The organism is Pseudomonas sp. GD03858, assembly GCF_029840925.1.
Classification (GTDB): domain Bacteria; phylum Pseudomonadota; class Gammaproteobacteria; order Pseudomonadales; family Pseudomonadaceae; genus Aquipseudomonas.
Genome location: NZ_JAOCDM010000179.1, coordinates 1 through 6,336, shown reverse-complemented (window position 1 = coordinate 6,336; position 6,336 = coordinate 1). Strand labels below are relative to the sequence as shown.

Sequence of the window (6,336 nt, the reverse complement as noted above, 5' to 3'; positions counted from 1 at the left end):
GCGGTAACCGCTCAGCTCCCGTAAAAATCTGTTACCCAAGCTGTCAGCCGTAACAGCCACCGAGGCGTACGGTAACGAAATTTCTACATTTGCCCGCCTTCCGCTCCTGCCAGAATCGCCGAAAGCCCCGGTTTCACTAGGTTTTCAAAAGTTGGCACGGCATCTGCTATATCTTCGGTACAAGAACAATAACAAGCACTGCAACTCAAAATAAGAACAAGACGAAACGGCTCACGCATAACAAGAACAAGACGGCGGAGACGCAGCTAACTGATTCTTTTGGAGAGGAGTTGTGTTTGGGGCTTGCCCCACGATCAGACAGAGAACAACAAAAACTGCACTCAAAAGCAGCACCTGAACTGATTGGATCGAAAGATCAGCATCATCTCGGCGACCAAAGCAATCCGTTTGCTCTTTACCCTCGGTGTGAGGGTCGTCCACAAGCTTTTAGATTTGTGGACAGGGCGCTCAACAAAAACAAGAAGCCCAGCAGAAAAACAATAAGAGCACGCAACGACTTGATGGGGAGCTTCGGCTCCCCATGTCGTTTCTCCCGCTTCGACACCGCTTGACACACCGCCTACACCATTCCCCCAGTAAATGCTAGAATCCCCGCCCATCATGCGGCCATTCTCCTATCCTTGGCCGATCATTCCTTCAAACAGTGCATCCCATGCTGAAGAAGCTGTTCCAGTCGTTCCGCCCGCCCGTTCGTGGCCAGCACCACAGGCGCACCACGCCTGAAGTGATCAACAAGAGCCAGCACTCGCTGCAACGCAGCCAGTTCAGCCGCCATGCGGTGAGCATCGTCGAGCGCCTGCAGGCGGCCGGTTACCAGGCCTACCTGGTCGGTGGCTGCGTGCGCGACCTGCTGCTGGGCATCACCCCCAAGGACTTCGACGTCGCCACCAGCGCCACGCCCGAACAGGTGCGCGCCGAGTTCCGCAATGCCCGCATCATTGGCCGGCGCTTCAAGCTGGTACACGTGCATTTCGGCCGTGACATCATCGAAGTCGCCACCTTCCGCGCACCGCATTCGGACGAGGACCAGGCCGACAGCCACCGCTCGTCGCACAATGCCAGCGGCCGCATCCTGCGTGACAACGTGTACGGCACCCTGGAAGAAGACGCGCAACGTCGCGATTTCACCATCAACGCCCTGTACTATGACCCGGTCAGCGAGCGCGTCCTCGACTACGCCAACGGCGTCCACGACATCCGCAACCGCTTGCTGCGCCTGATCGGCGATCCGACCCATCGCTACCAGGAAGACCCGGTGCGCATGCTGCGCGCCGTGCGCTTCGCCGCCAAGCTCGACTTCGGTATCGAAAAGCACACCGTGCAGCCGATCCGCGAGCTGGCGCCCATGCTGCGCGACATCCCGCCCGCGCGCCTGTTCGAGGAAAGCCTCAAGCTGTTCCTCAACGGCCAGGGTGCGATCGCCTTTGAAATGCTGGTCGACCTGGAACTGTTCGAGCCTCTGTTCCCGGCCAGCAGCCATGCCCTCGAAGAACGCCCGACCTATACCCATACCCTGATCAGCCAGGCGCTGGCCAACACCGACCTGCGTGTCAGGCAGGGCAAGCCGGTGACCCCGGCCTTCCTGTTCGCCGCCCTGCTCTGGCCGGCCTTGCCAGGCCGTGCGCTGTACCTGCAGAGCCAGGGTGTGCCGCCGATCCCGGCCATGAACGGCGCGGCCCACGACCTGATCGCCGAACAGTGCGCGCGCATTGCGATCCCCAAGCGTTTCACCCTGCCGATCCGCGAGATCTGGGACATGCAGGAGCGCCTGCCACGGCGCAGCGGCAAGCGTGCCGACATGCTGCTGGACAACCCGCGCTTCCGCGCCGGCTACGATTTCCTGCTGCTGCGTGAGAGCGCCGGCGAGCAGACCGACGGCCTGGGCGAATGGTGGACCGACTACCAGGACGCCAACGACAGCCAGCGCCGCGACATGATCCGCGAGCTGGGCAACCGCGATGACGGTGCCAGCACCGCTGCCGGCCCGCGCAAGCGCAAGCGCAGTGGCAGCAAGCGCAAGCGTGACGACGAGCAGGCCTGGGACTGAACGTGAGCATCCGTGCGTTCATCGGCCTGGGCAGCAACCTGGATGAGCCCGCCGAACAGCTGCGCAGCGCCCTGCAGGCCCTGGACCTGATCGCCGACACCCGCCTGGCGGCGGCATCGGCGCTCTACACCAGCGACTCGCTGCTGCCCGGCCAGCCGCGCTACACCAACGCCGTGGCGGCCATCGACACGGCGCTGGCACCACTGGAGCTGCTCGACGCCCTGCAAGCCATCGAGAACGACCAGGGCCGTGTGCGCAAGGAGCGCTGGGGGCCACGCACCCTCGACCTCGACGTGCTGCTGTTCGGTGACAGGGTCATCGACGAGCCACGCCTGACGGTGCCGCACTATCACATGCACGCCCGCCCGTTCGTGCTCTACCCGCTCGCCGAACTGGTGCCCGCCGACTTCCATCTCGCCGATGGCCGCCCCCTGGCACAGTTGCTCCAGGACTGCCCGTTCGTCGGCCTGGAACGCCTGTAGTCCGGGCGTTGCAGACGGCGGTAACGCCAGTAACACCCACGCCGTAACATTGCGGTAACACAGCTGGTTGACTTCCCCCACCTCGCTCACGACTATAGGCGTCCCGCGGCGCCACTATGCCGCAATCACCCATTTAGGCTCGGACGGACCTGTGCCCGAACATCACGCCCGATGATGTGCCGCTCCGAAAGATGAATACACGCGTTGTACGCAGTTGTTTTTCACAGCGCCTGAACGAGGATTCCCCTACATGCCTGAAGTAACCCTGACCACCCTGCACGGCCTGAAGGCCAAGGGCGAGAAAATCACCATGCTGACCTGCTACGACGCGACCTTCGCCAAGGTCGCCAGCCAGGCCGGCGTGGAAGTGCTGCTGGTGGGCGACTCCCTGGGAATGGTCCTGCAGGGCCATGACAGCACGCTGCCCGTCACCAACAACGACATGGCCTACCACACGGCCTGCGTCAAACGTGGCAACGAAGGGGCGCTGATCCTCGCCGACCTGCCCTTCATGGCCCACGCCACCCCCGAGCAGGCCTTCACCAACGCCGCCCAGCTGATGCGTGCCGGCGCCCACATGCTCAAGATCGAAGGCGCCGCCTGGCTGGCCGAAACCATCCGCCTGCTGGCCGAGCGTGGCGTGCCGGTGTGCGCGCACATGGGCCTGACGCCACAGACCGTCAACGTGCTGGGCGGCTACAAGGTCCAGGGCCGCCAGGAAGCCCAGGCGCGGCAGATGCGCGCCGATGCCATTGCCCTGGAGCAGGCCGGCGCGGCCATGCTGCTGCTCGAATGCGTGCCCAGCGAACTGGCCGCGGAAATCACCCAGGCCGTGAGCATCCCGGTCATCGGTATCGGCGCCGGCAGCGCCACCGACGGCCAGGTACTGGTCCTGCACGATATGCTCGGGCTGTCGCTCAGCGGCCGCGTGCCGAAGTTCGTGAAGAACTTCATGGCCGGCCAGCCGGATATCCAGAGTGCCCTGGCCGCCTATGTCCGTGCGGTCAAGGAAGTCAGCTTCCCTGGCAGCGAACATGGGTTCAGCGCATGAATACCGTCAAGACCGTCCGTGAACTGCGTGCCGCCGTGGCCCGCGCCCGTGGCGAAGGCAAGCGCATCGCCTTCGTACCGACCATGGGCAACCTGCACAGCGGCCATGCCGCCCTGGTGACCAAGGCCGCCCAGCGCGCCGACTTCGTGGTCGCCAGCATCTTCGTCAACCCGCTGCAGTTCGGCGCCGGCGAAGACCTCGACAAGTACCCGCGCACCCTTGCCGCCGACCAGGAGAAACTGCTCCAGGCCGGCTGCCACCTGCTGTTCGCCCCCACCGTCGAGGAAATGTACCCCGATGGCATGAGCGTACAGACCCGCGTGAGCGTGCCGCAGCTGTCCGAAGGCCTGTGCGGCGCCAGCCGCCCCGGACACTTCGAAGGCGTGGCGACGGTAGTCAGCAAGCTGTTCAACATGGTCCAGCCTGATCTGGCCGTGTTCGGCGAAAAGGACTTCCAGCAACTGGCGGTGATCCGCGCCATGGTCCGCGACCTGAACATGCCGATCCAGATCCTCGGCGAGCCGACCGTGCGCGCCGAAGACGGCCTGGCGCTGTCGTCGCGCAACGGCTACCTGACGCCGGAGCAGCGGGCCGCCGCCCCCGAGCTGTACCGTGTGCTGAGCGGCATGGCCGAGGCCATCCGCCGTGGCCAGCGGGACTTCCCCGCACTGATCGCCGATGGCCAGGTTCGGTTGGAAGCGGCCGGGCTGCGAAAGGATTACCTGGAAGTACGCCATGCCCTGACGCTGCGCCCGGCGATGATCGACGATCGTGACCTGGTGGTGATCGCGGCAGCCTACCTGGGTAACACCCGATTGATCGACAACGTCTACCTGCACCTGGAAGAGCAGAGCGCCTGAGGCCGACGCATGGGGGCGGCGAGGCGTCGCCCCCAACGCGAACCCCAGGTATCGGATCGGTGACAATTTTTAATCCGCGCCGCTCGCCTTCCCCATTCCCGCCTTGGTGCCAATGCCTATAATGTTCAGCTTGCAACCGGCAACGATTGCCACTGTCAAAGCCTGACCATGCACCAAGGAAACCACCCGCGATGGCGTATTACCGTACCCCCCACGATGTGACGGCGCTGCCCGCCTGGCAGGCGCTTCAGCAACACCGCGACGCCATGCAGGGCTTCAGCATGCGCGAAGCCTTCGCCGCCGACGGCAAGCGCTTCGACCAGTTCTCCTTGAGCAGCTGTGGCCTGTTCCTCGATTACTCGAAGAACCTGATCACCGAGCAGACCCGTGACCTGCTGGTGAACCTGGCGAAGGAAGTCGACCTCGAGGCAGCGATCAAGTCGATGTTCAGCGGCGAGATCATCAACGCCTCCGAAGGCCGCCCGGTACTGCACACCGCCCTGCGCCGCCCGGTGGGCGACAAGCTCAGCGTGAACGGCGTCAACGTGATGCCCGAAGTGCACAAGGTGCTCAACCAGATCACCGAGCTGGTCGGTCGCATCCACGACGGCCTGTGGCGCGGCTACAGCGAAAAGCCGATCACCGACGTGGTCAACATCGGCATCGGCGGTTCGTTCCTCGGCCCGGAACTGGTCTCCGAAGCCTTGCTGCCCTACGCCCAGCGTGGCGTGCGCTGCCACTATCTGGCGAACATCGACGGCAGTGAATTCCATGAGCTGTCGGCCAAGCTGCGCGCCGAGACCACCCTGTTCATCGTCTCGTCGAAATCGTTCAACACCCTGGAAACCCTGAAGAACGCCCAGGCCGCCCGCACCTGGTACCTGGCCCAGGGCGGCTCGGAAGCCGAGCTGTACCGGCACTTCATCGCCGTATCGAGCAACAAGGCCGCGGCCGTGGCCTTCGGTATCCGTGAAGAGAACATCTTCCCGATGTGGGACTGGGTCGGCGGGCGCTACTCGCTGTGGTCGGCCATCGGCCTGCCGATCGCCCTGGCCATCGGCACCGCCAATTTCAAGGAACTGCTGTCCGGCGCCTACACCATGGACCAGCATTTCCAGACCGCGCCGTTCGACAAGAACATGCCGGTGCTGCTGGCCCTGCTGGGCGTGTGGTACGGCAATTTCTGGGGCGCGCGCAGCCACGCGATCCTGCCGTACGACCACTACCTGCGCAATATCACCAAGCACCTGCAACAGCTGGACATGGAATCCAACGGCAAGAGCGTGCTGCAGGACGGTAGCCCGGTGAAGACCGATACCGGCCCGGTGATCTGGGGTGGCGTCGGCTGCAACGGCCAGCATGCCTACCACCAGTTGCTGCACCAGGGCACCCAGCTGATCCCGGCCGACTTCATCGTCCCGGTGGTGAGCTTCAACCCGGTGGCGGACCACCATCAGTGGCTGTACGCCAACTGTCTGTCGCAGAGCCAGGCGCTGATGCTCGGCAAGACCCGTGAGGAAGCCGAGGCCGAACTGCGCGCCAAGGGCCTGAATGAGGCCGATATCGCCAAGCTGGCGCCGCACAAGGTGATCCCGGGCAACCGCCCGAGCAACACCCTGGTGGTGGAGCGCATCAGCCCGCGCCGCCTGGGCGCGCTGGTGGCGATGTACGAGCACAAGGTCTTCGTGCAGAGCGTGATCTGGGGTATCAACGCCTTCGACCAATGGGGCGTGGAACTGGGCAAGGAACTGGGCAAGGGCGTGTACCAGCGCCTGGTGGGCGGCCTGGAGGACAGCGCCGAGGACGGTTCGACCCAGGGCCTGATCAACTACTTCCGCGGCCGTCATCGCGGCTGATGCCATAGGCCACACCGCC

The 6,336-nt window shown here is 64.3% G+C and carries 5 protein-coding genes; all 5 read left to right on the top strand.

Annotation, left to right across the window (positions count from 1 at the left end; translation table 11 throughout):
* Nucleotides 1-673: 673 nt before the first annotated feature.
* Entirely contained in the window at nucleotides 674-2,068 is a 1,395-nt protein-coding gene (locus tag N5D48_RS25435; protein WP_279888839.1) for a polynucleotide adenylyltransferase PcnB, read from the top strand.
* A gap of 2 nt (nucleotides 2,069-2,070) precedes the next feature.
* Nucleotides 2,071-2,550: a 2-amino-4-hydroxy-6-hydroxymethyldihydropteridine diphosphokinase gene (folK, locus tag N5D48_RS25430; RefSeq protein ID WP_279888838.1), complete on the top strand. Its 480-nt coding sequence runs from the start codon at nucleotides 2,071-2,073 to the stop codon at nucleotides 2,548-2,550.
* Between the two features lie 250 nt (nucleotides 2,551-2,800).
* Nucleotides 2,801-3,601: a 3-methyl-2-oxobutanoate hydroxymethyltransferase gene (gene panB / locus N5D48_RS25425; protein WP_279888837.1), complete on the top strand. Its 801-nt coding sequence runs from the start codon at nucleotides 2,801-2,803 to the stop codon at nucleotides 3,599-3,601.
* Nucleotides 3,598-4,461 (top strand): pantoate--beta-alanine ligase, encoded by an 864-nt coding sequence (gene panC / locus N5D48_RS25420; protein WP_279888835.1) that lies wholly within the window; start codon nucleotides 3,598-3,600, stop codon nucleotides 4,459-4,461. Before panB ends, panC begins: the two co-directional genes overlap by 4 nt.
* 191 nt (nucleotides 4,462-4,652) lie before the next feature.
* Entirely contained in the window at nucleotides 4,653-6,317 is a 1,665-nt protein-coding gene (pgi, locus tag N5D48_RS25415) for a glucose-6-phosphate isomerase (protein WP_279888834.1), read from the top strand.
* Nucleotides 6,318-6,336: the final 19 nt, after the last annotated feature.